General features: G+C 44.9%; 2 protein-coding genes and 2 pseudogenes. 2 read left to right on the plus strand and 2 right to left on the minus strand.

Going from position 1 to position 1,532, the window contains the following annotated elements; genetic code table 11:
- Positions 1-131 (plus strand): annotated as a pseudogene (locus R7P67_RS24020) (branched-chain amino acid ABC transporter permease); the annotation flags it as partial.
- Positions 131-442 carry an AzlD domain-containing protein gene (locus R7P67_RS24025; RefSeq protein WP_318086218.1) on the plus strand — a complete coding sequence of 104 codons (312 nt, stop codon included), beginning with the start codon at positions 131-133 and terminating at the stop codon, positions 440-442. The pseudogene R7P67_RS24020 and the gene R7P67_RS24025, both read left to right, overlap by 1 nt.
- Here the strand turns inward: R7P67_RS24025 and R7P67_RS24030 are convergent.
- Positions 439-1,053, minus strand: coding sequence for a fumarylacetoacetate hydrolase family protein (locus R7P67_RS24030; RefSeq protein ID WP_005461913.1), 615 nt, complete (start codon positions 1,051-1,053; stop codon positions 439-441). The two genes, R7P67_RS24025 and R7P67_RS24030, sit on opposite strands and share 4 nt — an antisense overlap.
- A gap of 202 nt (positions 1,054-1,255) precedes the next feature.
- Positions 1,256-1,532, minus strand: a pseudogene (locus R7P67_RS24035) (porin); the annotation flags it as partial.

Raw genomic sequence — 1,532 nt, forward strand, 5'->3', positions numbered from 1 at the left:
CTAGCGTCGTAGTGGCTTTGGTAGGCTCAGTCGCGTTAAGCTATTACCAAGTGGAAGGAAGTTTGATGATTTCGAGCATTTTAGCCATGTTAACAGGCTATTTTGTCGAACAAGTGCAGGAGAAACGCTAATGATTATGCTGTCAATTTTACTCATGACGCGGTTGGTGTTCACAAGCCGATACTTGTTTCTCGAACCGAAGTTGCCATTAAAGCTCAGCACGCGCACACAAAAGATTCTCAACTACGCGAGTCCGGCCGTTTTAACCGCGATCTGGGCGCCGATTGTCTTCATCCCCGAAGGGGAACTCAGTGTCAGCGTACAAAACCCGTTTTTATTGGCTGCGACATTGGCTGCGTTGATCGCCTATTTGACAAAAAACGTTCTCTTAACGACGGTTGTCAGTATGGTGGCGTTTCTTCTTTTGCGCGTTTGGCTTTAATCAGCCACCCACTCAATTTCTAACAAGGTGACGTCGCCACATTTTAAGCGTCCAAGGAAGACGTCGCCTTGATGGACTTCGCCAACCCCTTGCGGCGTTCCCGTCATCACCACATCACCGTCTTGCAAAGTTGTGTAGCTACTTAGCTCATCCAAAATCGCAAATGGCGGATACAGCATCTGTTGTACGTGGCCTTTTTGCACACGAACACAGTTAATCAATAGTTCTAAGTTAAGGTCATGAATATCAATGCCTTCAAGAGGCACAAAGCGGCTAAAAACCGCAGAACCATCAAATGCTTTTGCTCGCTCCCAAGGCAAGCCTTGCTTTTTGAGAGAAGATTGCAGGCCGCGTTTCGTCAGGTCTAGCCCCAAACCCACGGCGGCGTATTGACCATCTTTGATTAGAAAGCAAATTTCTGCTTCATAATGCAAAGGTTCTTGATGAAATGAGCGTAAGATCGTCGATACAGAGGTAGAAGGTTTATTAAACACCACCATTTGTTCTGGAATAGCATTGTCCAACTCATGGATGTGCTCAACGTAATTACGTCCAACACACAGCACTTTTCCAACTTCTACTTTCTTTTCTTCAACTTGAATGACGCTCATTGATCTTCCCTGCAAAACAAAAACATCATCATAATCTAACCTTTTGATGGAACAACACTAGAACGCGCTCTGAAGTATCGAAAATAAGACATTCAGCCCGTTTTATGTTTTGTGTCATCAGTTTGAAACGCATGTTGATTCTTCGAAAAAACGAAAAAAGCCAGCATCATGCTGGCTTTTGAATCGATAACTGTAACGACAATTATAGGTAGTAACGTGCACCAAGTGCCCATTTGTCATCAGTTTTGCGGTCGTTAGCGTCGTTCAAGTCAAACTGGTAACCCGCATAACCCACAAACTTAGGTGTGAAGTTGTATTCTGCTTGCAGCGCCATTTCTTCACGAGCCGTTTCTGTCTTCGCGCCTTTCACGTCTTTGCCTTCAACCATTTCGTAGTTGATGCTCAGATTTAAGCTATTAGGTAGTGCATAAGCGATCAACGCTTCGTACGCGCCGCTTTCAGCTAGACGAGTTTTACCG

It is taken from the genome of Vibrio sp. Vb0937 (assembly GCF_033338855.1).

What these genes read in the sequence shown, in the direction of transcription:
- R7P67_RS24025 (WP_318086218.1), top strand. Translation starts at nt 131, where the DNA reads ATGATTATGCTGTCAATTTTACTCATGACGCGGTTGGTGTTCACAAGC.
- R7P67_RS24030 (WP_005461913.1), bottom strand. Translation starts at nt 1,053, where the DNA reads ATGAGCGTCATTCAAGTTGAAGAAAAGAAAGTAGAAGTTGGAAAAGTG.